Origin of the sequence: Salmonella sp. 2020_1395, assembly GCF_043848115.1 — a bacterium.
In the GTDB taxonomy this organism is placed as follows: Bacteria; Pseudomonadota; Gammaproteobacteria; order Enterobacterales; family Enterobacteriaceae; genus Salmonella; species Salmonella enterica.
Genome location: NZ_JBCMFH010000002.1, coordinates 92,701 through 119,381 on the forward strand (window position 1 = coordinate 92,701; position 26,681 = coordinate 119,381).

Consider the following 26,681-nt stretch of genomic DNA (forward strand, 5'->3'; position numbering starts at 1 on the left):
TTTACGCAAAAGAAAGCCCGCAAGCGGCTGTTCCTGTAACAGCCGCTTTAGCTATTGATACTGACCGAAATATAAACGAGATGGAATACAAAGAATGAGACTGAGCCCGCCCGTCGCTCCTGTCGCTATACAGACCGCTACGCGCCTTCGCCGTCAACTCGCCGCCGGAAGCCAGGTTGACGCTTCTCACTTCTGGCGAGAAGCAAACTCGCTCGCGCTGCCGCTGGTGACAGCCATTAACGGCGCAGACGATGAACGGGAAGTCACCTTCCTGTGGCGTGCCGCCTCTCCTCTGCGGGGGGTTTATGTTCGCCTGAACCGTGTCACCGATAAAGATAACGTGGCGAAAGGTATGATGACGCAACTGCCCACAACGGATATCTGGCATCTGACGCTTCGCTTACCGGCGTCCTACTGCGGTTCCTATACGATGGTCGAAATACCACCGGAAACCCCGGACGAGACGGTGTTGCAGCTTGGAAGCCGTTTCGCCCCCCTTGTCGGGAAGGCGGACCAGCTGAACAGCACGCCGGGAATAAATGTTCGGGGTAATACGCAGGAGTCTGTTCTGGCGTTGGATCATGCCCCGGCACAGGAGGAGTGGTCAGGCTGTCGCGCTTACGCCGGGCAGCTTTTCACCTCAGAACATCGGCTCGCCGGACAACGTCGCCGTGTGCGGCTGTATCTTCCTGACGTTCCTGTCGAACAACCGCTGGGCTTGCTGGTACTCACGGATGGCGAGATCTGGTTCGACCATCTTGGGGTAAGCGCCGCCATTGACGCCGCCATCCGCAGCGGACGCATCGCGCCGGTGGCCGTACTCGGCGTTGATAATATCAATGCGCGTGAACGCGTCGCAATCCTCGGCGGTCGCCGCGAGCTGGTGCTCGACATTGCCGAACGCCTGCTGCCAACCCTTCGCGCCAAATACCCGGAACGACAGTGGGCGGACCGTACACAAACGGTGCTGGCTGGGCAAAGCCTCGGCGGCGTGACCGCGCTGATGGCGGCCCGCCACGCGCCAGAGAGCTTCGGCCTGGTACTGAGCCACTCCCCCTCAATGTGGTGGACACCGGACAACCGCAATCGCCCGGGCCATTTCAGCGCAGAAGAGCGCTCATGGGTCAGCGAACATGTGTTATCCGCGCCCTCGCCAGCCGTACGTACGCATCTGTGCGTGGGATCGTTAGAAGGTTCGACGGTCCCGCAGGTCAAACAGTTGCATGAAAAATTGCGCGCCGCCGGCGTCGAAAGCCATTACAGCGTGTACACCGGCGGTCACGATTATGCCTGGTGGCGCGGCGCGCTGATTGACGGATTACGTCTACTGCCCCGATAAAACTTCACCTGCCAAAAAGGAATCACATCCGATGTATGGTCGCCAGTACCACAACAAGTGCTATCGCATGGCGCTATTTTTAGTGAGTTTTTGTTTTAGCGCGCTGAGTTATGCGCAGCCGGATATGCAGCCATTAGGACCGAATATTGCTGATAAAGGTTCGGGATATTACCATTTTAGGGTCAATGACTTTCAATCTGCCGATGGCGCAAGACATTACCGGGTATGGACCGCTATTCCCAATAAAGCCGCCCCGCCGTCGGGTTATCCTGTCTTATATATGCTGGACGGCAACGCAGTGATGGACAGACTGCCGGAGACGCTGCTCAAACAGCTGGCAGACCACTCGCCGCCGGTGATTGTGGCGATTGGCTATCAGACTAACCTGCCGTTTGATCTTAACGGCAGAGCTTATGACTATACGCCGGCGCCGGGAATCAAGCGCGATGGCAGTGAAAATAACCCGCGTTTTCATCGTAAAACCGGCGGCGGGCCAGCGTTCCGCCAGCTACTGGAGAGACATATCGCGCCGCAGGTGGAACAAGGAATAACCATCAACCCCGAACGGCGCGGGGTATGGGGACATTCTTATGGCGGCCTGTTCGTTTTAGACTCCTGGCTGTCGTCATCCTTCTTTCATATCTATTACAGCGCCAGCCCGTCACTCAGCAGGGATAACTTTGCCCTGTTGAATCGCCTTACGACAGTGAAGCCGTCGCTGTTCTGCCATAAAAAACTCATCATAATGGAAGGTTCAGCGTCGAATGGGGATAGCAGGCAACGCCAGATGGCCGAGCTCCTGCAAAAAGTTCAGGAGACCGTGAGAACGCTTGAGAACAACGGCGTTAACGCGGCCCTGCAGCATTACCCGGGCCTGGGCCACGGGCCCATGTTTAACGCCTCTTTTCGCAGTGCATTGCTGGATATCAGTCGCGAACCGGCAAGCCACAAACCACGCTGCCATTAACCCGCCGCCAGAATATGCCCGCCAGCGGCGGGCATAATCCATCAAAACGAGGCCGTCACACCGGCATAATAAGCCCGCCCCGGTTCGTTATAGGTATTTGCCCCTTCGGCGGAGCGATAGATCTGTTTATCGAAGATATTGCTGATACCGACATTAAGACGCAGGTTCTTATTGATATCGTAGTTAACGTTAGCGCCGACCAGTGAGTAAGCCCCCAACGCTTTCCCGGACAATCCTTTGGTCTCTTCACTACGCGACTCCGCATGTGTTCGCGGTTTTTGCTTGCCGTATAACGTCCAGTTGACGTTAGCGGAGAGCGCGCTGGTGATAGTCCAGTCGAGGAAGGTATTCACCGTATATTTCGGGATTATCGATAAGGGATTGCCGGTATCTTTTTGCTCAGACGCGATCATATAAGTCGCATTGGTATTCCAGTTCAGACGGTCCGGCATCAGCGGAACAGCCATGCTGGCTTCAATACCTTCAATCAGCGCTTTACCGCCGTTCTGCCATTGCAATACATAAGCGCCAGATGCGCTTCTGCCAATAATTTTATCACCTGCGACAATCTTATTCTGATAATCGTTACGGAAATACGTGACGCTTGCGTGGTAATCGTCTACGGTAAATTCCAGCCCAATCTCTTTATTGATGCTAATTTCAGGATCGAGGTTCTTATTACCGACCAGGTAACAGCCGCCCGACGTAATATCTTTTGGACAACCGTTGCCTTTCGAATAGAGTAAATACCCCTCACTGGTTTGATACAAGTTCGGTGCCTTAAAGGCACGGGCAATACCGGCTTTCACCTTGACGTATTCACCTAACTCCTGGGAAAGGTTAAGACTGGGACTAAAATTACTCCCGGATTCGCTCAAATAGTCAAAACGCAGACCCGGAATAATATTGGTACCGGCCATGGGTTCGATATTATCTTCAACGTACAGCGCACTGATTTCCGATTTATTTTTGCTGCTACGGTTAGCCGCCGAACCGGATATCCCGGCGATATTGCTATCCTTAACCGTCAGACTGGTAGAGGAAGGATCGTTCAGTTCATCGCGGTTCCACTCCGCGCCGACGGTGAGCGTTTGCTCAAATAGCCATATCACCGGGACATTCACCTCGCCGCTGGTGCGATACGAGGTCAGGCGGTTAGTGGTGAACGTCTGGTCGTTGGTAATACGCCCCTCGCCGCCGCCGGAGAGCCCCTCATTCATGCGGGTATTATCGGTTTTTTCATAGTAGAACCCCAGGCGGCTTTGCCCCCAGTCCCAGATGCCGTTATGAGTTAGACCGTAATTCTGCCGGTACAGGCGATTGGTCTCCCGCCCAGACTGCGCGAGACTTTTGGTAACCGCGTTTGAAGTACTGTTTTGCGTATCGCCGGCATAGATATTCCCCTGCCGACTGTATCCCGCTTCAAAATCAAGGATTTGCTGCGGGGTCATTTTCCATGAGAAGACGCTATTAATATCTTTATTGGTGACCCCCTCCCGTCCGGCGGCATTTTTGGTCCCGGCGGAGGAGTTAATATCCCAGCTGTCGGCATCGGTTCTGTTGAGATTACCGTACAGGCGCATCGTCAACGTATCACCAGCCAACGGGCCGCTAAGGCTAAAGTTACCCCGCCGGGTGTCACCTTCTTTGCTGCTTTCCGGCTGGTTGGTATAGAGCGACAGCGAACCATGCCAGTCGTTAGTGGGGCGTTTGGTGATGATGTTCACCACCCCACCTGCGGCACCGGAGCCATAGCGCGCGGCGGCGGGCCCACGGATCACTTCAATACGTTCTACCATCTCCGGCGGCACCCAGTTCGTATCGCCACGGGTGTCGCGTTCTCCGCGCCAGCTATAGCGAACCGAATTTCGCGACGTCACCGGCACGCCGTCAATCAGCACTAAGGTATTTTCCGGCCCCATACCACGAATATCAATTTGTCGGTTATTTCCGCGCGTTCCCGAGGCGCTATTGCCGGTAAGATTAACCCCAGGCATCTTACGAATAATATCGGCAAGATCGTTAACGGGAGGATTCTTTTGAATATCGTCACGAGTAATAATCGAAACGCCCGGCTGTTGCTTTAATACTTGCTCGGCGGTGGATTCAACCACCATCGTTTCGCCGTTGTCGTCAGTAGATTCTGCTGCTGATAATGGACTATTAACCCCTGTAGAAACCACGGTTATTAACCAGATGAACTTCTTAACTCTCATACCCATTCCCTAAATAATGTCTAAAGTAGCGCTGTTGCCCTCAAGCTCACATCCTTGCCAGGTTACGTCTATATAGTAATTATTATCATATGCTAATGATAATAATTATCATTCAATTAAGAAAAAGGCAATCTTTCGACCGCAAAAATCTGGTAATAAAAAACGGAAATGGGATTTTGCAATATGACTCTCTGTCCGGGCTCCGCTTTGCCAGTAAATCCGGGAAGGGTGGCAGAATGCGCCTACTGAACGAAGGTTTTACAAAACAGAAATAGATGAAATAAAACTATTTTTCAAAGCGTTAATGATAATAAACACCCAGGTAAGATGGTATAGTGCGGTTCAGAGTTCACCGGCGCTTCCCTGTCGACGGCAAACCGTTCTTACAGTTTGCCGTCAGGGTAATGGCGGGATCGGATACGATTGTAGTCATTCGATATATGACAATGAAAGTGATGTTGGCGCCAAAATACAAAGCGCCTGGTAATAATTATCAGGCGCTTTGCAGACAGAAAACCATCAAACATCGGTTTCTCGTTCTCCAGGATCTACTGGAAAATATGGCAACCCACAGTTAGTGGATTTTACTGTCGGGTCTTGCCAGGGATGTTGTGTTACCCCCAGGTCTTTTAAAAGACCTCGTAACAGCACTAACTCGCTGGGTGTCATTTTTTGCTTTGGTTCACCCTCTTTAGGTGGACGAATATCCTCCTGACTAGTACATGTAACACAATAACCTTTTAACTCTATCCACTTAGGCTTAGGGGGGGCCTTAGGATCGGGAGGCGTCGGGCTGGCAACGCACGAACAGGCACTTATACATCCAGGCATAACGTTTTCCTTTTCAAACAATTCACTTTAGTTGGAAGTTCTACTTGAGAAAATAGAAATAGTTATTCAGATATTTTTACCGTTGCATACTCCTGTAATAATAAAAGATACTGTAAATAATTTAATCTCAGCTACTATTCAGTAGCAGATAGTTATTCTTACATTGCTTTTATTTCAGATTTACGTCAAGTAGGGCTAAATATTTTCACTATAAAATACGTTAAAGAGTGTTTGTGTACTTGTAGACATTGTGGCGTCTTCAGTACGCAAATCGGTTAGTGTACAATCTTTAAAACTGGTATTTTTTAAATTAGCTTCGGACAAATCAGCCTCGCCCAGGTTCGTAGAAATGAAACTCGCCTTTTGCAGGTTTGCCCGGGTTAAGATAGCGCCTTCCATATCAGCAGCCATTATAGTAGCACCCTTTAATGTCGCACCGCTCATATCGGCACGTATAAGGGTTGCACCTGAAAGATTAGTGTGATCCATATTTGCACCGGAACAATTACATTCTACCATGCTACAGCCTAACAGACTTGTGTGTTGTAAATTGGCACCAGTAAGATTAGCGCGATCGAGGGTAGCGCCACACATAATACTATCTTCCAGACAGGCGTTCATTAAATTACTGTCGCCTAATGATGCTCCCGATAGATTTGCGCCCTTAAAATTTGCACCGTCACAATCCGCCATAAACAGTACTGCCCCCCCTAAATCTGCGTCGCTTAGGTCTGCGCCACATAAATTTTCTGCCGTCAGATTTGCTCCGGTAAGGACAGCGCCTTTAAGATTCATGCCTCCCTGGGCAGTTAATATTACAGAATCCTGAGGGAGAGAAAATTCGCATCTGAATAGTAAAGCTCGACATATTTTTTCAAAAGAGGCAAGCGGAATTTCTCTCATCTCAGAATGGTCGCCTTTACTGACCCGTACAATAACTTGTCCAGCTTCGTTATTCTCACCAGGAAGATTAAATTCGACACGACACCCATCCATATCCTCCAGTACGATGTTTTCTGGCAACGGAGCACCTCTGTCAGGCATTGAACTTTTCAATGTATCAGCCATAGTGTCTATCAATTCCTGATATTGTGCTTCATTTTTCCGACGCACCCCACCACAGGTAAAAAAGTTAATGATATATTCCAGAATGGTTTTGGGAGAGGTGGCTTGCCGCATAGCAGCAGAAGTCCCCGCGCCAAAAGCAGATGTAGCCATACCAGCCAGACTATCGAGTGAACGCTCCATAATATTTTCTCCCAGAGAGCAACATAGTACATGATAAAATTTATCATATAGATTTGCATTTAGAGATAAGGTGAATACCCCCTTTGCGTCTGGTTACATAATAACGTATCACGACGCTTTGCTGTCTGGCTTACACAATACCAGCTAAATAAATATATTGGCTTATACTCGTCATACTTCAAGTTGCATGTGCTGCGGCTGCGTTCCCTCCCCCCAGTCACTTACTTTAGTAAGCTCCTGGGGATTCACTCGCTTGCCGCCTTCCTGCAACTCGAATTATTTAGAGTATAAACATTATTTAAAATAATAAACACGGCATTCGTTTTAATACTACGTTCAGGACTCATCCCACTCATTAGCAGAAAATCTATTAAAAAGCGTGTTCAGGCGTTTTATTGCTGCCATTGATAAACTGTTTAACAACGTCGTCTGTACAGGCCTTCTTCGTTGCCTTTACGTTTAACTCAATCAGGCTACCGTCTCGGTTATAAGTCTATCGAGTAGTAGGGACGTAGTATGACGATGCAGCAAAGTGATATGGAAAGATATAATCCATTATTAATGTTAAAAGAAGTCATGGCGCAGACGCCTTATCGCCATAAACGCTGGGGAGAGCGTAAGTTTCGCTATAAATTTGTATTACGTTGCCTTATTAACCCCGTAACGACAATTAAATACTTCAATGAATTATGCCATCTGTCTCAGCCCAGAACGCTGATCATTCATCGTCCACTGTTGCCGGCAAAAATCCAGCGGCCCTATTTGTATACCGGGCTTAGCATACGTTGCCGGGCAAAAGCTATTCTGGAACACTACCAGTTCGTTCAGTCCTTTCCGGAAAATAAAATTAAAAAGATCCTCCTGTCCGAGGAACAAATCTTGCTCGCTCACCTGGAAGGAAAAAACGGCGCTCTGGTGGATATCTACTGCGGTCCCTGTGGCTATGACAGGGAAGGTGAACTGACATTAACGCTGTGCTTCAATGATACGCCGTTGGCACGTTTATCATTTTCCTTTATCCGCCATGAAGGGAAGCAAATAGCGCTGGTTGCCGGGTTACAAGGGCCCAGTAAACATGTCGGCCCACAAGTCATACGTAACGCCACCAAAGATTGTTACGGTCTCTTTCCTAAACGGATGCTGTATGAAGCATTTGCGACATTGATGCTGGCCTGTAATGTCGACGAGATTTATGCGGTAAGTGAAAACAACCATGTTTATCGTCAACTCCGGTACTTATTCCAGAAGAAAAAAACTTTTGTGGCCAGCTATAGTGAATTCTGGGAGTCGCTAAACGGCGTTAAGAAAGGTGCCTTATATCATCTGCCATCACAGGTGATGCGTAAAGCGCCTGAAAGTATCCCCAGCAAAAAACGCGCAGAGTATCGGAAACGCTATCATATTCTGGATACAATAATACAAGAGGTTAACAGCCTCTCCCGGTAGAACTATTTCATACGCGGATGTGCAGATCCTGCTACCGTTCAGCGGATCTCTTTGAAATCTGTATCGCTACTGGATGGTTAAATACAGAATGGCTTGCGAGTGAAAAGCGCGGCATTAAACCGTCGCTTTCACTCATGCTATGATCAACATCTTAATCTTATTCCCTTCACCATAACGTCATCGATTAGCATGTTAACCATTAAATACAAGCTAAACATTTGTCACATTTTTATTTGGTTGAGCAAAAAAATAATACAAAATAGAATTTTCAGTAAGCTAAGTCAGGAGTTTTGGTGAAAATACAAGAAGTTAAGCGTATATTAACCCGCTGGCAGCCGTCTTCCTTTGCCCTATACCGGGAGGTGTTTACGCAATACGGCGGTAGTATCAATATGCACCCAGATATTGTGGATTATTTTATGAAGCGCCATAACTGGCATTTTAAATTCTTCCACTATAAAGAAGATGATAAGATTAAAGGCGCCTACTTTATCTGTAATGATCAGAATATTGGCATACTGACGCGCAGAACCTTCCCGCTATCTTCAGATGAGATACTTATTCCGATGGCGCCAGATTTACGCTGCTTCTTGCCCGATCGTACTAACCGACTTTCGGCGTTGCATCAGCCACAAATACGCAATGCCATATGGAAACTCGCCAGAAAGAAACAAAATTGTCTGGTCAAAGAAACGTTCTCTTCTAAGTTTGAAAAAACACGCCGTAATGAATATCAGCGGTTTCTTAAAAAAGGCGGAAGTGTAAAAAGCGTTGCTGATTGTTCTTCTGATGAACTGACTCATATTTTTATCGAGTTATTTCGGTCTCGTTTCGGCAATACTTCATCCTGCTATCCCGCTGATAACCTTGCCAACTTTTTTAGTCAACTGCATCACCTTCTGTTTGGGCATATTCTTTATATTGAAGGGATACCCTGTGCATTTGATATCGTATTGAAATCTGAAAGCCAGATGAACGTCTACTTTGACGTATCTAATGGTGCAATTAAAAATGAATGCAGGCCACTCAGTCCCGGCAGCATACTAATGTGGCTAAATATTAGCCGTGCCAGACATTACTGCCAGGAAAGACAAAAAAAATTACTTTTTTCCATCGGCATACTAAAGCCTGAATGGGAATATAAGCGCATGTGGTCGACCCCCTATTTTACCGGGAAATCGATTTGCTAAAAAAAAGCCTGGACGTAAATATGTTTTTTACGCCCAGGTTTTTCATAAGTCCTGATAAAATGATAAAAAACGAAAATTTAATCAGAGTTTAAAAAATAAGTTAACCACCATATAATCATAATGACAATTACTCGAAATTCACTTACACTATACTCGGTTTTATGGAATTGATTAACACGGTATGTTACAGATAACGTGCTAAAAAGCGTGCAGCGGTTATACATTTTCATATGTGTGTGTCATTAACCTGGCGTCAGGAACAGATGATGATGACAACCACCCTTTTATCTCTTCTGGCCTGGCATACCGTCAGTAGATTAAAGGTGTAGCCTTGCTTTATGGCATTACAAAAATGCGGTTGGGGTCTATGCTCAATGCATACGTTATTTGTAACAACGCTCTTGTGCATAAACAATACGTTATTGTCAACAGCACTGAACGGGTACAGTGGTTCTTGCTGACAACAGGCTTAAAGATCGCCTTAACACGGGATACCTGATAACTGGATTATATTATGACACATGCAGACTGGCTGATTCTTGGGTATACAACTGTTATTATTATTTTTGGTATTGTATGTTATATCGGATTGCTTAAATTGATAACGAAAGGCAAGCATGAAAAATAACGCACTTACCGGGAAGGATATACTCTCAGGAGATAAAATGCTTCGGCAATGATGTGATACCACTGCCGAAATGCTATTTTTACAGAAATCAATCAGGTATTGAGGGTGATTTTATCATAGCCGCGCCAGCGATAATTCAACAACGAGAGCAGCCAGAATAGCACGAAAGCGCCCACTACCCAGAAGCCCACATTCCCCATATGATCGTTAAGCGTGCTGACGGTCTGCCAAAATGTTCCGCTTAACTGTAACGCATCATCAATCAACCCCAGCGCCTCAAGCCCGCCAATCGCCAGCGCGACAATGACGGATGCGGCGGTAATGGTCATATTATAATAAAGCTTACGTAATGGATGCGAGAAAGCCCAACCGTAAGCGCCGACCATGACAAAGTTATCCAGGGAATCCACCAGCGCCATCCCGGCGGTAAACAGCACAGGAAAAATCATCATCGACCAGAGAGATAGCCCCTGGTTGGCTGCTGAAGCGGAAATGCCCAGCAACCCAACCTCGGTTGCGGTATCAAATCCCAGACCAAACAGAAAACCGACAAAATACATATGCCAACTGGAAGTGACCAAACGAAACGTACGCTGAAATATACGCGTCATCAGCCCGCCAGGTATCGCCTCGTCATGCGCCCTCACTGACTCGCCGCGGGTAACCGAGCGAAATTGCCGCCAGACGTTGAGCAAAATAAACAGGTTAAGCAGGGCCATCGCCAGCAGAAAAAAAGCGGAAACAGCCGTACCAATCAACGAACCATATTGATGCAAAACATCAATACGATCGCGAAATGCCATCGACGTCACAACAATCGCCAGACATGCCAGAACGACAATGGTCGAATGACCCAATGAAAAAAACGCCCCCACGCCTAAAGGCGTTTTACCCTGCTGCATCAGTTTACGGGTGACGGTATCGATGGCTGCGATATGATCGGCATCAACCGCATGACGCAGCCCAAAGCTATACGCCAGTATGGCTGCGCTTAGCATGACTGCATGGTGATGAAAAACACAGAACGCCCAAATCCAGGCCAGGATGTTAACCCCAACAAGAAAGACGGTTAATGCTATTCCCCGTCGTTTAGTATGATTATTCATGCCCCTGCACCCACTATAGTTTTAATTAACGCTACGGTTTGTAGGGGGAATGTATGATCATTTGATTAAAACGTCACACCTCAAGATGCGACTTTTTGTAAACGTGCTTTACCGCTGACACATTTGTGCGCATTACTGCGGGACAAGGCTTAAAAAGCGTATCCGAACGTATAACCCTCCCAACGCTTCGCTACGGGAAAAATGGGGATGAGTACGGTGCAGGCGTGCGATATCATTGACCAAAGCCAGACCAATGCCCGCCCCGGCCACATTTCCTACGTTATCGAGCCGGTGGAACGGCTGTAGCGCCAGATGGATGTGTTCATCATCAATGCCGGGGCCGCTATCTTCGACAACCAGCGTCACGGCATCGCCATCCCGTTCAAGCCGCGCGGTGACGATGCCTTGCTCAGGCGTGTATTTCAGCGCATTATCCAGCAAGTTTCCGCACAGCTCGCTAAGCAGTACCTCATCCCCCTCGATCCACATCGCTTCCTGTTCGCCTTCGTAGCCCAGGTCGATATGTTTACTCCGCGCCTGCGCCAGGCGGGTAAAGCAGCCGCTCTGTACGATATCGTACAGATTCACCGGGGAAAAACGCCGCTCGCCCTGCTCTTTATGCTTTACCGCAGAAAGTTGCAACAATCTTTCCGTGAGCTGAATGGTGCTATCCAGCGTTACGCTCATCGCCTGCAGACTTTCGTACCAGTGATGAGGGTGCTGGCTGGCTAACGCCACCGCCGCCTGCGTTTTTAACACCGCCAGCGGCGTTTTTAACTGGTGAGAAGCATCGGCGCTAAAGCGTTCCTGCCGGGAAAGGATGCCGCGGAGCCTGTCAATGTAGCGATTAAACGCCACGATTAACAAGCGTGTTTCCGACCACGGCAGCAGTTCCGGCAGCGGCGTTAACAGACCCGGTTCGCGGCGTACCATTAATGACGAAAGTTGACGCATAGGGCGCAGGATCCGGCGTAATAACCAGCCAACCAGCACCAGGGTCAGCAACACCAGCAGACCCTGTGAGATCCAGGAAGAGAACAGCAGTTGGCCCGCCAGATAACGACGGGACTGCAGCGTCTCTGCGACATAAATCTCCGCCATGCCGATAATGCCACCTTCGTTGACCGGCTGTAGCAAACGCGCCACGCGGATCGCCTCGCCGCGATACTCGGTATGATAGAACCACGCCAGCGCCGGATAAAGCCGGGTACGGGGCGTAGCGGGCGGCATGGCGGGCAGATCGTCATAACCGGAAATGACCTTTCCGGAAGGGTCGACGACTTTGTAATAGAGTCGATCATTCATATTAAGCTCGAAGCTATCCAGCACCACCCAGGGCACGTTAACTTCCAGATGGTTATTGCGCACCACCAGCCGTTCCGATACCGTTCGCGCCGAGGAGAGCAACGTACGATCATAAGCCTGAGTGGCGGCCTGTAGCGCATTGACATAGCTGTTAAACGCCGACAGCCCCCATAGCAGAATCAGCGGCAACCCCAGGAACAGCAAGAGTTGCAGGTACAACGATTGCGGCTTAACCCACTTCATCGCCGCGCTCCAGCACATAACCCAGGCCGCGCAGCGTCGTAATTCGTACATCGCTTCCCTGGAGTTTTTTACGCAGTCGATGAATATAAAGTTCGATGCTTTCAGGGCTTACCTCATCGTTCAGGCTGAACACCTGTTCAAAAAGCTGCTGACGCGAAACCGGCCGCGTTCGTCGGTACATCAATACGGTTAAGAGCGCCTGCTCACGCGGCGTCAGCGCTAACGGCTGCCCCTGTAACAGAAAATACCCTTCATCATGAAAGATCAATTCCCCCAGTTGCTGAATTTCATGAACCTGCCCAGCGCTGCGTCGCAGCAAGGCCCGTAAACGGGCATCCAGTTCTTCCAGTTCAAAGGGTTTCGGCAGATAGTCATCGGCGCCGACGTTGAGACCTTTTACGCGATCCGCCACCGCGCTTCGCGCCGTGAGCAGCAAAACGGGCAAGGTCTGACCGCGTTTACGCAGCCGTTGCACCACCTCCAGTCCATCCATTCCCGGCATATTGATATCCAGCACCGCCAGCGCGTACATTTCACTGTGCAGAAGATGGTCAGCCGCCAGGCCGTCAAATACGCAGTCCACGGCAAAGCCGTTTTGCACCAGCGCTTTCTCCAGCCAGTGAGCCAGCTCACGGTTATCTTCCGCCAATAAGAGACGCATATCACATCCTGTAAAGTTTCTGTCGCATTGAAAGGGAATTGAAAGGTTATTGTTTTAACAATCACGCAACCGAACTGCTACATGTCGGCTCACATAATCACAAAAATCTTCTTCCGAACCTGAAAAATCCGGACGTCCGGCGTGAGGATAAAAAATGAAAAAACAATTACTTCGTACCCTTACTGCAAGCATTTTATTAATGAGTACCTCTGTTCTGGCGCAGGAGGCGCCGTCGCGAACGGAATGTATCGCGCCAGCCAAACCTGGCGGCGGTTTCGACCTCACCTGTAAGCTGATTCAGGTGAGTTTGCTGGAGACTGGCGCTATCGAGAAACCCATGCGGGTAACGTATATGCCCGGCGGCGTCGGCGCTGTGGCCTATAACGCGATAGTCGCTCAACGCCCTGGCGAACCCGGGACTGTGGTCGCCTTTTCCGGCGGTTCGCTGCTCAACCTGTCGCAGGGGAAATTTGGTCGCTACGGCGTGGATGATGTGCGCTGGCTGGCAAGCGTGGGCACTGATTACGGCATGATCGCCGTGCGTGCGGATTCCCCGTGGAAAACGCTGAAAGATCTGATGACAGCGATGGAAAAAGATCCCAACAGCGTGGTCATTGGCGCTGGCGCCTCTATTGGCAGCCAGGACTGGATGAAGTCGGCGTTGCTGGCGCAAAAGGCGAACGTCGACCCGCACAAGATGCGCTACGTTGCCTTTGAGGGCGGCGGCGAGCCGGTGACGGCATTAATGGGCAACCATGTTCAGGTTGTCTCCGGCGATCTCAGTGAAATGGTGCCTTATCTGGGCGGCGACAAAATCCGCGTGCTTGCCGTCTTTTCAGAAAATCGTCTGCCGGGCCAGCTTGCCAATATCCCTACCGCTAAAGAACAGGGCTACGACCTGGTGTGGCCGATTATTCGCGGCTTCTACGTCGGGCCAAAAGTCAGCGATGCCGATTACCAGTGGTGGGTGGATACCTTCAAGAAGCTCCAGCAAACCGACGAGTTTAAAAAGCAGCGCGATCTGCGCGGCCTGTTTGAGTTCGACATGACCGGCCAGCAGCTCGATGACTACGTGAAAAAACAGGTTACTGATTACCGTGAACAGGCGAAAGCCTTCGGACTCGCGAAATAATCGCGGAGGCAATGATGAGCGATCGTATCTTTGCGGGTATCTGGCTGTTGCTCTGTATCGCCGGGCTATTCATCGCCTGGCAGATCCAAAGCGAATACAGCTATGAACCCGTCGGCCCCCGCCCTTTTCCGCTGGGGATTATCGGCCTGATGGCGCTCTGCGCGCTGGCGCTGTTATTGCGCCATCCCGACACGGTTAGCTGGCCGCGCCGCCATGTTCTGCAAAAGCTAATTACCATGATCATCATCCTGTTGATGTATGCCTGGGGATTCGAATGGCTGGGTTTTCCCATCGCCACCGCGCTTCTCACCATGGTTATCGGGATGCTGTTCGGCGCCACGATTCCGGCGGCGGGTATCTCCGGCGCGGTATTGGGTATTCTGCTGTGGTATGCCTTTGACCGGCTGCTTGATGTCACCTTACCTCTCGGCGCCTGGCTGAGTTAACGGAGCAACGATGGATACCTGGATATATCTTTCTCAGGGCTTTGCGGTGGCGATGACGCCGGAAAACCTGGTTATCGCGTTGATTGGCTGCTTCGTGGGCACGATCGTCGGTCTGCTGCCGGGCCTGGGACCGATCAACGGCGTGGCAATCTTACTGCCGCTGGCCTTTGCGTTGCATCTGCCTGCGGAATCGGCGCTAATTCTGCTGGCGACGGTGTACATTGGCTGTGAGTATGGCGGCAGGATCTCCTCCATATTGCTCAACGTCCCCGGCGATGCGGCGGCGATCATGACGGCGCTGGACGGTTACCCAATGGCGCAGCAAGGGAAAGGCGGCGTAGCGCTGTCGATTTCCGCAGTCAGCTCGTTTTTCGGTTCATTAATCGCTATCGGCGGCATCATTCTGTTCGCCCCTTTACTGGCGCAATGGTCGCTGGCCTTTGGTCCGGCGGAATATTTCGCCTTAATGGTTTTTGCCATCGCCTGTCTTGGCAGCATGATGGCGCAAAACCCGCTTAAATCATTTCTGGCAGCTCTGATCGGTCTTGGCCTTGCGACCGTCGGCGTGGACGCCAACACCGGGGTTTATCGCTTTACCTTTGACAGCGTTCATCTTTCCGACGGCGTACAGTTTATCGTCGTGGTGATCGGCCTGTTCTCGGTATCAGAAATACTTTTAATGCTGGAACATACCAGCAGCGGGCAAACAATGGTCCGCAAAACGGGTCGAATGTTGTTCAACCTGAAAGAAGGCGCGCAGTGTATCGGCACCACCCTGCGTTCTTCGGTAATCGGCTTTTTTGTCGGCGTATTGCCCGGCGCCGGGGCGACCATTGCCAGCGCCATTACCTATATGACCGAGAAAAAACTCAGCGGCAACAGCGATAGCTTCGGCAAAGGGGATATTCGCGGCGTCGCGGCGCCGGAGGCGGCAAACAACGCCTCTGCCTGCGGCTCCTTCATCCCGATGCTGACGCTGGGCGTTCCCGGTTCCGGCACTACGGCAGTGATGATGGGGGCGCTGACGCTGTACAACATCACGCCAGGCCCGGCGATGTTCACCGAACAGCCGGATATCGTCTGGGGACTCATCGCTGCGCTGCTGATTGCGAACGTGATGCTGCTGATCATGAATATCCCGTTGATCGGTCTGTTCACCCGTATGCTCACCATTCCGCTGTGGTTCCTGGTACCCGCCATCGCTGCCGTATCGGCGGTAGGGGTGTATGCGGTACACAGCACCACCTTCGATCTGGTGCTGATGGTCGCGCTCGGCGTGTTAGGGTACATTTTACGTAAAATGCACTTCCCCATGTCGCCGCTGATCCTGGGATTCGTACTGGGGGAAATGCTGGAGCAAAACCTGCGTCGCGCACTCTCCATCAGTAACGGCAATATGGCGATTTTGTGGCAAAGCGGCGTTGCCAAAGCCCTGCTGATCATGGCGATCATGGTCATTGTCGTACCGCCAGTGTTACGTCTGATCCGTAAACACAGCCGTAAACCGCAGGTTGACGCCGGTTAATTGACTGCTGAAATACGTTGTACTTGTCCGGCCTACGCGCTCATGTGCCAGGCCGGGCAACCCCGCCAGCATCACTCTTTCCATAACTCGCTCATTTTACCCCCCTTCTTGCCGTTGTCAGGCTCGTGGCGCCGTTAACCTCACCTTTCGCATTGTTAAATATTTGTTGTTTTTGATCACAATAATTAAACAAAAGCGGTTATTTCATACGCGTTCCTGGAAAATGTCGATATTTTTAATTTATGGCTACGAAATGAGCATCGCCATGTCTCCCTGACCATCTACCGAGAGGAATGATTCTGATGAATGCACTGACTGCCGTAAAAGCGAACACAGATGATTTAGCCCAACGCCATACTGGTTTCACCCTTGCCCCTTCGGCGCAGTCGCCGCGCCTGCTGGCGTTAACGTTTACGGCGGATACCACAAAACAATTTCTTCATCAGGTTGCGCAGTGGCCGGTGCAGGCGCTGGAATACAAATCTTTCTTACGTTTTAAAATCGGCAAGATCCTCGACGATCTGTGCGGCAATCAGCTACAACCGCTGTTGATCAAAACGCTCCTCAACCGTGCGCAAGGCGCGCTGTTGATCAGCGCCGAAGGGATCGATGATGTCGCACAGGCAGAAGAGATGGTCAAACTGGCGACGGCGGTGGCGCATCTTATTGGTCGCTCCAACTACGATGCGATGAGCGGCCAGTATTACGCGCGTTTCGTGGTCAAAAACGTCGACAACTCCGACAGTTATCTGCGCCAGCCCCACCGCGTAATGGAACTGCACAATGACGGTACCTATGTTGAGGAGGTGACCGACTACGTGCTGATGATGAAAATCGACGAACAAAATATGGAAGGCGGTAATTCGCTGCTGCTGCACCTTGATGACTGGGAACATCTGGAGTCGTTTTTTACCCATCCGCTGGCGCGTCGCGTCATGCGCTGGGCGGCGCCGCCAAGCAAGAATGTTAGCCATGACGTCTGGCACCCGGTGTTTGATGTCGACCAACAAGGCCGCCCGGTCATGCGTTATATCGACCAGTTCGTCCAGCCAAAAGACTTTGAAGAAGGCGTCTGGCTCAGCGAGCTTTCAGACGCGCTGGAAACCAGTCAAAACATCCTCTCCGTGCCGGTACCGGTCGGCAAATTCCTGCTGATTAACAATCTGTTCTGGCTACATGGACGCGATCGTTTTACGCCGCATCCTGACTTGCGTCGCGAGCTGATGCGCCAGCGAGGTTACTTCGCCTACGCCGCCAGCCATTATCAAACTCACCAATAAGCGCCACGGCGAAGGAATTACGCGGATGTATGATTTTGTGATTATCGGCGGCGGCATTATCGGCATGTCGACCGCCATGCAACTTATTGATGTCTACCCGGATGCGCGCATCGCGTTGCTGGAAAAAGAGTCCGCGCCAGCCTGCCACCAGACCGGGCATAACAGCGGCGTGATCCATGCCGGGGTGTACTACACGCCCGGCAGCCTCAAAGCGCAGTTTTGTCTGGCAGGCAATCAGGCGACCAAAACCTTTTGCGATCAAAACAACATCCGCTACGACACCTGCGGCAAAATGTTGGTCGCCACCTCGGAGCTGGAAATGGCGCGGATGCGCGCGCTATGGGAGCGGACGGCGGCCAACGGCTTAGAGCGCGAGTGGTTAAGCGCGGCGGAGCTGCGTGAACGCGAACCCAATATCATTGGCCTGGGCGGGATTTTTGTCCCTTCCAGCGGGATTGTCAGCTATCGCGATGTCGCGACGGCCATGGCGAACCGCTTTCAGGCCAAAGGCGGCGAGATCATCTACCATGCCGAGGTCAGCGCGCTGACAGAACATGCCGCTGGCATTGTTATTCGCACCTCGCAAGGTCGGGAAATCGAAACCGCTACGCTTATCGGCTGTGCAGGGCTGATGGCGGATCGGCTGGTCAAAATGCTGGGCGTGGAGCCCGGTTTTATTATCTGCCCTTTCCGCGGCGAGTACTTTCGTCTGGCCCCGCGGCACAACCGGATCGTTAACCATTTGATCTACCCGATCCCCGATCCGGCAATGCCGTTTCTCGGCGTCCATCTTACCCGCATGATCGATGGCAGCGTTACGGTCGGGCCGAATGCGGTGCTGGCGCTTAAACGCGAAGGCTACCGTAAGCGCGATGTTTCCTTCACCGACACCCTGGAGATTTTCCGCTCCGCCGGCATTCGCCGCGTACTGCAAAACCATCTGCTTTCCGGGCTGGGCGAGATGAAAAACTCGCTGTGCAAAAGCGGCTATTTGCGGCGAGTACAAAAGTATTGCCCCAGCCTGACCGTCAACGATCTCCAGCCCTGGCCGGCAGGCGTGCGGGCGCAGGCGGTTTCACCGGACGGCAAACTGATTGATGATTTTCTGTTTGTCACGACGCCGCGTTCCATTCACACCTGTAACGCCCCCTCCCCGGCGGCGACATCAGCGATACCTATCGGCGCGCATATCGTCAGTAAAGTTCAGGCGCTACGCGCAAGCCAGAGCAACCCCGGACGTACGCTGCGTGCGGCACGCAGCGTGGACGCACTACACGCCGCATTTACCCGTTAACCCTTCAGACAGGAAGCAATTATGCAACTTAACGACTCTACCCTGTTCCGCCAGCAGGCCTTTATCGATGGCGACTGGCGCGACGCGCGCGGCGGCGATGTCATCCCCGTGAGCAACCCCGCCAACGGGAAACCGCTCGGCAATGTGCCCAAAATGGGGGCGGAAGAGACGCGCGACGCCATCAACGCTGCCAATCGCGCCCTGCCCGCCTGGCGCGCGCTCACCGCCAAAGAGCGAGCCAATATCCTGCGTCGCTGGTTCAATCTGATGATGGAACATCAGGACGATTTGGCGCGTCTGATGACGCTGGAACAGGGTAAACCGCTGGCGGAAGCGAAAGGCGAAATTAGCTACGCCGCCTCGTTTATTGAATGGTTCGCCGAAGAGGGGAAGCGTATCTATGGCGACACGATTCCAGGTCATCAGGCCGATAAACGGCTGCTGGTGATTAAACAGCCCATCGGCGTCACCGCCGCGATTACCCCGTGGAACTTTCCCTCGGCAATGATCACCCGTAAAGCCGGCCCCGCGCTGGCCGCAGGCTGCACAATGGTACTCAAACCCGCCAGCCAGACGCCGTTTTCCGCGCTGGCGCTGGCGGAACTGGCCCAGCGCGCCGGAATTCCCGCAGGCGTATTTAACGTCGTTACCGGTTCGGCAGGCGATATCGGCGGCGAGCTGACCAGCAACCCGCTGGTACGCAAACTGTCGTTTACCGGCTCGACGGAGATTGGCCGCCAGCTAATGGAACAATGCGCCAAAGACATTAAAAAAGTGTCGCTGGAGTTGGGCGGCAATGCGCCGTTTATCGTCTTTGACGATGCCGATCTGGATAAAGCCGTCGAAGGCGCGCTGGCTTCGAAGTTTCGCAACGCCGGGCAGACCTGTGTCTGCGCCAATAGATTGTATGTTCAGGACGGCGTTTACGATCGTTTTGCGGAAAAACTCAACCAGGCGGTAAATAAGCTCGCGGTCGGCGACGGCCTGCAAGCCGACGTCGCTATCGGGCCGCTGATTGATGAAAAAGCCGTGGCGAAAGTCCAGGAGCATATCGCCGATGCGCTGGAAAAAGGCGCCCGCGTCATTACGGGCGGTGAAGCGCACAAATTGGGCGGCAACTTCTTTCAACCGACCATTCTGGCGGATGTTCCTGATAACGCGAAAGTCGCCAAAGAAGAGACATTCGGGCCGCTCGCGCCTCTGTTCCGCTTCAGCGACGAGGCGGATGTCATCAGGCAGGCTAACGATACCGAGTTCGGCCTGGCAGCCTATTTTTATGCACGCGATTTAAGCCGCGTTTTCCGCGTCGGCGAAGCGCTGGAATACGGCATCGTCGGTATTAATACCGGCATTATCTCCAACGAAGTCGCGCCTTTCGGCGGTATTAAGGCCTCCGGATTAGGCCGTGAAGGTTCCAAATACGGCATCGAAGATTATTTAGAAATCAAATATATGTGCATCGGCCTTTAACAGGAGAGTCGCTAATGAATACCAATAACGCTTTAATGCAGCGCCGTCATAACGCCGTTCCTCGCGGCGTGGGGCAGATTCACCCGATTTTCGCCGAGCGGGCGGAAAATTGTCGGGTCTGGGATGTCGAAGGCCGTGAGTATCTCGATTTCGCGGGCGGCATTGCCGTCCTGAACACTGGTCATTTACATCCGGGCATTGTTTCAGCGGTGGAAGCGCAGCTGAAGAAATTGTCGCATACCTGTTTTCAGGTGCTGGCCTATGAACCGTACCTGGCGTTGTGCGAACGCATGAACCAGAAGGTACCGGGCGATTTCGCCAAAAAAACGTTGCTGGTCACGACCGGTTCAGAAGCGGTTGAAAACGCGGTGAAAATCGCCCGCGCGGCGACAAAACGCAGCGGCGCTATCGCGTTTAGCGGCGCTTACCACGGTCGTACCCACTACACGCTCTCTCTGACCGGGAAAGTACACCCGTACTCTGCTGGTATGGGATTGATGCCAGGCCATGTCTACCGCGCGCTTTATCCTTGCCCGCTACACAACGTCAGCGACGACGACGCGATCGCCAGCATTGAACGCATCTTTAAAAATGATGCCGCGCCGGAAGATATCGCCGCCATTATTATTGAGCCGGTACAGGGCGAAGGCGGATTTTACGCTGCCTCTCCCGCGTTTATGCAGCGACTGCGCGCGCTATGCGACCAACACGGCATTATGTTGATTGCCGACGAAGTGCAAAGCGGCGCGGGCCGGACCGGTACGCTGTTCGCCATGGAACAGATGGGCGTTGCGGCAGATATTACCACGTTTGCGAAATCGATCGCCGGCGGCTTTCCGCTGGCAGGCGTTACCGGCCGGGCAGACGTGATGGACGCTATCGCGCCGGGCGGGCTGGGCGGCACCTATGCCGGAAACCCGATTGCCTGCGCCGCCGCGCTGGCGGTACTGGACATTTTCGAGCAGGAAAATTTACTGCAAAAGGCGAATACGCTTGGCAACACGCTGCGCGATGGCCTGATGGAGATAGCGGAAACGCACCGTGAGATTGGCGACGTGCGCGGACTGGGCGCCATGATCGCCATTGAGTTGTTTGAAAATGGCGACCCCGGCAAACCGAACGCGGCTCTGACCGCCGACATTGTGGCCCGCGCCCGCGATAAAGGGTTAATTCTGCTCTCCTGCGGTCCTTACTACAACATCTTGCGCATCCTCGTTCCACTCACTATTGAGGCCTCGCAGATTCGGCAAGGCCTGGAGATTATCGCCCGGTGCTTTGATGAGGCGAAACAAGCGTAATGTCCAATAAGCAGCGTCGGGTGGCGACGTAACTGTCTTATCCGGCCTACAAAAACCGTTTCGATTGTAGGCCGAATAAGCCAGGCGCCATCCGGTAAACGAGCGCAATAACAATAAAGAGGTTTTAGGATGGGGCAATTGTCAGAATCACATGCATTAGGGGGCGGGCTGAAATCACGCCACGTCACCATGTTATCGATCGCCGGCGTCATCGGCGCCAGCCTGTTTGTCGGTTCCAGCGTGGCGATTGCGGAGGCCGGCCCTGCGGTACTGCTGGCCTATCTGTTCGCAGGACTTTTAGTCGTCATGATTATGCGAATGCTGGCTGAAATGGCCGTCGCCACGCCGGATACCGGTTCTTTTTCCACCTATGCGGATAAAGCGATCGGCCCCTGGGCCGGGTATACCATCGGCTGGTTATACTGGTGGTTTTGGGTGCTGGTTATTCCGCTGGAGGCCAATATTGCCGCCATTATTCTGAATTCATGGATACCGGGTATTCCGGTGTGGCTATTTTCATTAGTGATTACGCTTGCCTTAACCGGAAGCAATTTATTGAGCGTCAAAAATTACGGCGAATTCGAATTCTGGCTGGCGCTATGTAAAGTGATTGCTATCCTGGCGTTTATCGCGCTGGGCGCGACGGCGATTAGCGGTTTTTATCCGTATGCCGAGGTAAGCGGTATCTCCCGGCTATGGGATCACGGCGGTTTTATGCCTAACGGCTTCGGCGCGGTGTTAAGCGCCATGTTGATCACCATGTTCTCTTTTATGGGCGCGGAAATCGTCACTATTGCTGCCGCGGAATCCGATACGCCGGATAAACATATCGTACGCGCCACCAATTCTGTTATCTGGCGAATTTCCATCTTTTATCTGTGTTCCATTTTTGTGGTGGTGGCGCTGATCCCGTGGAATATGCCGGGCCTGAAAAGCGTAGGTTCGTACCGCTCGGTACTGGAGCTGCTTCATATTCCGCACGCAAAATTCATTATGGACTGCGTGATTTTGTTGTCGGTGACCAGTTGTCTGAACTCCGCATTATATACCGCCTCCCGGATGCTCTATTCCCTTAGCCGCCGCGGCGATGCGCCTGCGATAATGGGAAAAACTAACCGTAGCAAAACGCCCTGGGTAGCGGTTCTCCTCTCTACCGGCGCGGCCTTTTTAACCGTTATCGTCAATTATTACGCCCCGGCAAAAGTGTTTAAATTTCTTATCGACAGTTCTGGCGCCATCGCGCTGCTGGTCTATCTGGTGATTGCGATTTCGCAATTGCGGATGCGTAAAATTCTGCTGGCGCAGGGCGGAGAAATTAAGCTGAAAATGTGGCTTTATCCGTGGCTCACCTGGCTGGTTATCGGCTTTATCTGCTTTGTCCTGGTGGTGATGCTGTTTCGACCAGCACAGCAACTAGAAGTCATTTCGACGGGGCTGTTAGGGCTGGGCATAATAGGTACTGTCCCCATTATGTCTCGCTGGAAAAAACTGATAAGGTGGCAAAAAGCCCCCCTGCAAAACCTACGTTAGTTATTCCCGGCGTCAGCCGGGAAGCTTCTCAGGAGTAAAAGATGACCGCCCTTTCCCAACCGACGGCCATAGATGGCTATCGCTGGCTTAAAAATGACATTATTCGCGGCACTTATCAGCCGGATGAGAAACTGCGGATGAGTTTATTAACCGCCCGCTATGCGCTCGGCGTAGGGCCGCTGCGTGAGGCGCTGTCGCAACTGGTGGCGGAACGGCTGGTCACCGTGGTGAATCAAAAAGGCTATCGCGTGGCGTCCATGTCAGAGGCGGAACTCCTCGATATTTTTGACGCGCGCGCCAATATGGAAGCGATGCTGGTACGCCTGGCGATTGAACGCGGCGATGATGCGTGGGAGGCGGAGATCCTGGCGCGAGCGCATATGCTCAGTAAACTGGAAGCCAGCGATGCCAGTGAACATATGCTCGATGAATGGGATCAGCGCCACCAGGCGTTCCATTCCGCCATTGTCGCCGGGTGCGGCTCCCACTATCTGCTACAGATGCGCGAACGCTTATTTGACCTGGCGGCCCGCTACCGCTTTATTTGGTTACGTGAAACCGTTCTGTCCGTCGAGATGCTGGAAGATAAACATATCCAGCATCACACGCTAACCGAAGCGATACTGGCGCGCGAGGCGGCACGCGCCAGCGAATTAATGCGTCAGCATTTGCTGACGCCGATTCCCATTATTCGCCAGGCGATGGCAGGAAAAATGTAGCCTGGCGCGGCCTGATAGCCATTATTCTTCAGGAATACGCAACACTTGTCCCGGATATATTTTTTCCGGGCTTTTCAGCATCGGTTTATTTGCCTCGAAGATTTTATTATACAGATTGGCGTTACCATACACTTGCTTTGAAATAGCGCTCAGGGTGTCGCCTGATTTTACGGTATAAAACTGACTTTCAGCCGCTGGCGTCGTGGTTTTAACCTGATCGTCAACGCTGCTAATCCCGGCGATATTCCCCACGGCAACCAGAATTTTTTCTTTTGCCTCCTGACTCAGCCCATCACCCGTCACTGTCGCTTTTCCATCAGCTATTTGCACATTCACTTTGTCAGCGTCGGGTATTCCCGTTTTATTTAAATGTTCCTGGACTTTTTTCGCCTGATCGTCCTTATCATGATTAGCGGTTACCGCGTCCCAGAGTTTTTCACCTGCATCTTTTACAAAATTGAAAAGTCCCATATTCACCTCGCTTGTCAAAAATACACACAAAGAAAAGTGTAGCAGAGGGAATGAGGTTATCCTGATAAGCGGCGCTTATGCGCCGCCGGTGGCCGGTAATTAATGACGCATCTGAACCCAAAATGCGTGGATAAGCCCCGGAATATATCCGAGTAATGTCAGCAGGATATTAAGGATAAATGCCCAACCGAACCCTTTTCCTAAAAGTACGCCGAGCGGAGGCAAAATAATCGTAAATACAATTCTCCAGAAACCCATATACACTCCATACAAGCAAAATTAGTCATTGTTTAAAAAGAGATTTTATCTCTAAGCATAGTCAGTTTACCTGAGCCTGCCAGTCGCGCGCCGCGCTTTTACCCTCCTTTACGCTCTTTACGCTGGCATTAGGTTGATGTTTATTTTAGAATTAACTAAATTTAGAAAATGCTTAAATAACTATGACAGAGCTTGAACAACTTCAGGCCAGCGCAGAACAGGCGGCGGCCCTGCTCAAAGCGATGAGCCACCCAAAAAGATTACTGATTTTATGTATGCTTTGCGGTTCGCCAAAAACCAGCGCAGGCGAACTGGCGCGCATTACCGGGCTAAGCCCCTCCGCGACGTCGCAACATCTGGCGCGGATGCGGGAAGAAGGGCTGATTGATAGTCAACGCGATGCCCAGCGCATTCACTATTTCATTAAAAATGAGGCGGTTAATACGCTTATCGCCACGTTAAAGAATCTCTATTGTCCATAAGGAGGCACGATGTCCATTGGGATAGTTTCCCCCCGTGAGGCGCAAGCGCTGATAGCGCAAGGCGCGAAACTGATTGATGTACGCGACGCCGACGAATATCTGCGCGAGCATATTCCACATGCGCAACTGGCGCCGCTTTCCCGGCTTGAACAGGGCGATTTGCCCGCCAACCTGCGAGCGGAACAGATTATTTTTCACTGTCAGTCAGGTAAACGAACCAGCAGCAATGCAGCAAAACTACAGGCCATTGCCGCCCCAGCTCAGGTCAGTCTACTGGAAGGCGGTATCGATGGATGGAAAGCGGCAGGATTGCCCGTCACAGAAGACAAATCGCAACCGTTGCCGCTGATGCGTCAGGTGCAAATCGCCGCCGGCGGGTTGACGTTGCTTGGGGTGATTCTGGGCTATACGGTCCACGGCGGCTTTTTCCTCATTAGCGGTTTTGTCGGGGCCGGGTTAATGCTGGCAGGCATGACCGGCTTCTGCGGAATGGCGCGACTACTGGAAAAAATGCCCTGGAATACCCGTACTCATTAAGCGGTACCTTCACCGCGCGTCGGTAGGTGTGTAGTAGACTGAAGGCGGGTTTATAGCATTGTTCAACAGGAGAGCGTGATGTTCACACCAGGCGATATCGTACAGCCCCGAATGGGTGGGCCGAAACTGAAAGTGATTGAAGTCAACGAGGATCATATTGTCGCGGTACAGGTCGGTAATGAGCCGGGCGAAAAATTGATCCTCAAAGCGGCAGATGTCACCCCCTATTGCGAAGAGGGCGATTTTGGCGTGTGCTGATTTATCAGAATGAGCATGGCGCAACGTTCCCTGAGTCCCGGTTAATAGAGACAGGAAACGCAGCGCCATCTGTTAAAGGTTATCCGTGATTAGATTAAGAAATCATCCAGAGATTTCCCCGCCGCCAGCGCCTGGGCAATCGGTTTAGGCGTACGACCTTGTCCGGTCCAGGTTTTTTCTTCGCCATTGAAATCAGTAAAACGATATTTTGCCGGACGCGGCTGGCGCTTTTTAGCAGAACGCGGCATTGCTGAATCCATGGCAAATAACTCTTCCGGGTTAATACCGTCTGCTTTCATCAGCTCCAGAAAGGCATTAATTTTCTCCTGCTTCTCGGCAAGCTGGCGTTGCTGCAATTCTTCTTCTTCGCGTCTTTCTTTAGTGACAACCCTGAATTTTTCGAGCATTTCTTCAAGAACGTCAATGGAGAATTCGCGAGCCATAGCGCGCAGCGTGCGGATATTATTTAAGTTCTGTAACATCAAATTCATATCAATAAAAACCTTTTAACGCAGAAAACAAAAACTATTACAGGCGGTATTGTATGCGATTATTGATTATATTTCCAGATCCTAAAGTTCATACAGATATACTCAGTATAACTCGATTAATTATATTAATCTGTTAACCAGAAGGTTATATTCATTACCCCCTGTGTGTTTCAGGTTATTCTGCCTACGGTATATCTGTAGGTTTCCCGTTCGGCTGTTTATCCCCTTCATTCTTCAAGTTGCTTATGTGTTGGCTACGGATTACCCGGCCCATCCATGGGCCTCGCCCTGACGGGTCGTCGCACGCGAC

Annotated in this window: 25 protein-coding genes; 16 read left to right on the forward strand and 9 right to left on the reverse strand. The window is 51.6% G+C overall.

Features of this window, described 5'->3' with window-relative positions; translation table 11 throughout:
- Window positions 1-94 precede the first annotated feature (94 nt).
- The gene (locus tag ACH0WD_RS03000; RefSeq protein ID WP_001239933.1) at window positions 95-1,339 is read left to right on the forward strand and encodes an esterase family protein; all 1,245 of its coding nucleotides are present in this window, start codon (window positions 95-97) and stop codon (window positions 1,337-1,339) included.
- Between the two features lie 31 nt (window positions 1,340-1,370).
- Window positions 1,371-2,306 (forward strand): alpha/beta hydrolase, encoded by a 936-nt coding sequence (locus ACH0WD_RS03005; RefSeq protein ID WP_000274366.1) that lies wholly within the window; start codon window positions 1,371-1,373, stop codon window positions 2,304-2,306.
- A gap of 41 nt (window positions 2,307-2,347) precedes the next feature.
- Here ACH0WD_RS03005 and ACH0WD_RS03010 read toward each other — a convergent pair whose 3' ends face one another.
- The 3 genes from ACH0WD_RS03010 to pipB2 form a co-directional block, all read right to left on the reverse strand.
- On the reverse strand, window positions 2,348-4,522 hold the full coding sequence (locus ACH0WD_RS03010) for a TonB-dependent siderophore receptor (protein WP_001747679.1): 2,175 nt from the start codon (window positions 4,520-4,522) through the stop codon (window positions 2,348-2,350).
- Between the two features lie 519 nt (window positions 4,523-5,041).
- Window positions 5,042-5,374: a hypothetical protein gene (locus tag ACH0WD_RS03015; RefSeq protein ID WP_077905756.1), complete on the reverse strand. Its 333-nt coding sequence runs from the start codon at window positions 5,372-5,374 to the stop codon at window positions 5,042-5,044.
- Window positions 5,375-5,548: 174 nt separating this feature from the next.
- Window positions 5,549-6,601, reverse strand: a complete 1,053-nt coding sequence (pipB2, locus tag ACH0WD_RS03020) for a type III secretion system effector PipB2 (RefSeq protein ID WP_000442273.1) — start codon at window positions 6,599-6,601, stop codon at window positions 5,549-5,551.
- Between the two features lie 516 nt (window positions 6,602-7,117).
- Here pipB2 and ACH0WD_RS03025 point away from each other — a divergent pair.
- Together ACH0WD_RS03025 and ACH0WD_RS03030 are read left to right on the forward strand one after the other, a co-directional pair.
- Window positions 7,118-8,047, forward strand: coding sequence for a VirK family antimicrobial peptide resistance protein (locus ACH0WD_RS03025; protein ID WP_000178739.1), 930 nt, complete (start codon window positions 7,118-7,120; stop codon window positions 8,045-8,047).
- A 293-nt stretch (window positions 8,048-8,340) separates the two neighbouring features.
- Window positions 8,341-9,237 carry an antimicrobial resistance protein Mig-14 gene (locus ACH0WD_RS03030; RefSeq protein ID WP_000701503.1) on the forward strand — a complete coding sequence of 299 codons (897 nt, stop codon included), beginning with the start codon at window positions 8,341-8,343 and terminating at the stop codon, window positions 9,235-9,237.
- 720 nt (window positions 9,238-9,957) lie between these two features.
- Here ACH0WD_RS03030 and ACH0WD_RS03035 read toward each other — a convergent pair.
- The 3 genes from ACH0WD_RS03035 to tctD form a co-directional block, all read right to left on the reverse strand.
- Window positions 9,958-10,971 (reverse strand): HoxN/HupN/NixA family nickel/cobalt transporter, encoded by a 1,014-nt coding sequence (locus ACH0WD_RS03035; protein WP_001059357.1) that lies wholly within the window; start codon window positions 10,969-10,971, stop codon window positions 9,958-9,960.
- Window positions 10,972-11,103: 132 nt separating this feature from the next.
- Window positions 11,104-12,519 carry a sensor histidine kinase gene (locus ACH0WD_RS03040; RefSeq protein WP_000872338.1) on the reverse strand — a complete coding sequence of 472 codons (1,416 nt, stop codon included), beginning with the start codon at window positions 12,517-12,519 and terminating at the stop codon, window positions 11,104-11,106.
- Window positions 12,506-13,180: a transcriptional regulator TctD gene (tctD, locus tag ACH0WD_RS03045; RefSeq protein WP_001237930.1), complete on the reverse strand. Its 675-nt coding sequence runs from the start codon at window positions 13,178-13,180 to the stop codon at window positions 12,506-12,508. Before tctD ends, ACH0WD_RS03040 begins: the two co-directional genes overlap by 14 nt.
- A gap of 154 nt (window positions 13,181-13,334) precedes the next feature.
- Between tctD and ACH0WD_RS03050 the strand changes: the two genes are divergently transcribed.
- From ACH0WD_RS03050 to csiR, 9 genes are all read left to right on the forward strand, one after another.
- Window positions 13,335-14,312, forward strand: coding sequence for a tripartite tricarboxylate transporter substrate binding protein (locus ACH0WD_RS03050; protein WP_000744413.1), 978 nt, complete (start codon window positions 13,335-13,337; stop codon window positions 14,310-14,312).
- A gap of 11 nt (window positions 14,313-14,323) precedes the next feature.
- On the forward strand, window positions 14,324-14,758 hold the full coding sequence (locus ACH0WD_RS03055) for a tripartite tricarboxylate transporter TctB family protein (RefSeq protein WP_001574835.1): 435 nt from the start codon (window positions 14,324-14,326) through the stop codon (window positions 14,756-14,758).
- Between the two features lie 10 nt (window positions 14,759-14,768).
- A complete protein-coding gene (locus tag ACH0WD_RS03060) occupies window positions 14,769-16,283 on the forward strand; it encodes a tripartite tricarboxylate transporter permease (RefSeq protein ID WP_000382034.1) in 1,515 nt (504 codons plus the stop codon).
- A 302-nt stretch (window positions 16,284-16,585) separates the two neighbouring features.
- Window positions 16,586-17,563 carry a glutarate dioxygenase GlaH gene (gene glaH / locus ACH0WD_RS03065; RefSeq protein ID WP_000993096.1) on the forward strand — a complete coding sequence of 326 codons (978 nt, stop codon included), beginning with the start codon at window positions 16,586-16,588 and terminating at the stop codon, window positions 17,561-17,563.
- A 25-nt stretch (window positions 17,564-17,588) separates the two neighbouring features.
- Window positions 17,589-18,857, forward strand: coding sequence for an L-2-hydroxyglutarate oxidase (lhgO, locus tag ACH0WD_RS03070; RefSeq protein ID WP_000271904.1), 1,269 nt, complete (start codon window positions 17,589-17,591; stop codon window positions 18,855-18,857).
- A gap of 21 nt (window positions 18,858-18,878) precedes the next feature.
- Window positions 18,879-20,327 (forward strand): NADP-dependent succinate-semialdehyde dehydrogenase, encoded by a 1,449-nt coding sequence (gene gabD / locus ACH0WD_RS03075; protein ID WP_001176529.1) that lies wholly within the window; start codon window positions 18,879-18,881, stop codon window positions 20,325-20,327.
- Window positions 20,328-20,341: 14 nt separating this feature from the next.
- The gene (gene gabT, locus ACH0WD_RS03080; protein ID WP_001095570.1) at window positions 20,342-21,625 is read left to right on the forward strand and encodes a 4-aminobutyrate--2-oxoglutarate transaminase; all 1,284 of its coding nucleotides are present in this window, start codon (window positions 20,342-20,344) and stop codon (window positions 21,623-21,625) included.
- Between the two features lie 129 nt (window positions 21,626-21,754).
- On the forward strand, window positions 21,755-23,155 hold the full coding sequence (gabP, locus tag ACH0WD_RS03085; RefSeq protein WP_000531282.1) for a GABA permease: 1,401 nt from the start codon (window positions 21,755-21,757) through the stop codon (window positions 23,153-23,155).
- 41 nt (window positions 23,156-23,196) lie between these two features.
- A complete protein-coding gene (gene csiR, locus ACH0WD_RS03090; RefSeq protein WP_000126152.1) occupies window positions 23,197-23,874 on the forward strand; it encodes a DNA-binding transcriptional regulator CsiR in 678 nt (225 codons plus the stop codon).
- Window positions 23,875-23,895: 21 nt separating this feature from the next.
- Here csiR and lysM read toward each other — a convergent pair whose 3' ends face one another.
- Both lysM and ACH0WD_RS03100 read right to left on the reverse strand, forming a co-directional pair.
- Window positions 23,896-24,345: a peptidoglycan-binding protein LysM gene (lysM, locus tag ACH0WD_RS03095; RefSeq protein ID WP_000522406.1), complete on the reverse strand. Its 450-nt coding sequence runs from the start codon at window positions 24,343-24,345 to the stop codon at window positions 23,896-23,898.
- 99 nt (window positions 24,346-24,444) lie between these two features.
- Window positions 24,445-24,603 carry a YqaE/Pmp3 family membrane protein gene (locus ACH0WD_RS03100; RefSeq protein WP_000508175.1) on the reverse strand — a complete coding sequence of 53 codons (159 nt, stop codon included), beginning with the start codon at window positions 24,601-24,603 and terminating at the stop codon, window positions 24,445-24,447.
- A 182-nt stretch (window positions 24,604-24,785) separates the two neighbouring features.
- On the opposite strand from ACH0WD_RS03100, the gene ACH0WD_RS03105 reads away from it, so the two are divergent.
- From ACH0WD_RS03105 to ACH0WD_RS03115, 3 genes are all read left to right on the forward strand, one after another.
- A complete protein-coding gene (locus ACH0WD_RS03105) occupies window positions 24,786-25,085 on the forward strand; it encodes a helix-turn-helix transcriptional regulator (protein ID WP_000137433.1) in 300 nt (99 codons plus the stop codon).
- Window positions 25,086-25,094: 9 nt separating this feature from the next.
- Window positions 25,095-25,622 carry a rhodanese family protein gene (locus ACH0WD_RS03110; protein ID WP_000022011.1) on the forward strand — a complete coding sequence of 176 codons (528 nt, stop codon included), beginning with the start codon at window positions 25,095-25,097 and terminating at the stop codon, window positions 25,620-25,622.
- Between the two features lie 78 nt (window positions 25,623-25,700).
- Complete coding sequence (locus ACH0WD_RS03115; RefSeq protein ID WP_000494942.1) at window positions 25,701-25,880, forward strand: hypothetical protein; 180 nt, start codon at window positions 25,701-25,703, stop codon at window positions 25,878-25,880.
- Window positions 25,881-25,969: 89 nt separating this feature from the next.
- Here ACH0WD_RS03115 and stpA read toward each other — a convergent pair whose 3' ends face one another.
- Window positions 25,970-26,371 carry a DNA-binding protein StpA gene (gene stpA, locus ACH0WD_RS03120; protein ID WP_001051100.1) on the reverse strand — a complete coding sequence of 134 codons (402 nt, stop codon included), beginning with the start codon at window positions 26,369-26,371 and terminating at the stop codon, window positions 25,970-25,972.
- Window positions 26,372-26,681 lie beyond the last annotated feature (310 nt).